Raw genomic sequence first — 357 nt, forward strand, 5'->3', positions numbered from 1 at the left:
CTATTTGGCAGCGAAGGCTATGGCAGATTTCAGGGTAAGGTTATGGCGGCGAGGCTCATAGTCTCTGCGACCGCACCGTTCGCCCTGGCGTTTGCCATGGCCAATATAGGCGCAACCTCCTCGCTCGCGATCACAACGGGGCTCGGCGCACTTGCAATTCTGGCGTTTCTGACGATCGCGAGACTTGCAAATGAAGGCCCGGCGGTTGTCAGGATCCAACTGAGAGAACTCAAGGGCGAGGCAGGAGCAGAATGACAGACAGCACGAGCACGGCCCAGACTCAAACGCCTGCCGGCACGCCCGCAGAAGTCTTTCTCACGTTCCTGAAGCTCGGCCTCACATCATTCGGCGGACCGA

Annotated in this window: 1 pseudogene; it reads left to right on the forward strand. The window is 59.1% G+C overall.

Going from position 1 to position 357, the window contains the following annotated elements:
* Window positions 1-255, forward strand: a pseudogene (locus AC1DIX_RS28400) (hypothetical protein); the annotation flags it as partial.
* Window positions 256-357: the final 102 nt, after the last annotated feature.

The organism is Massilia sp. 05N420, assembly GCF_056397205.1.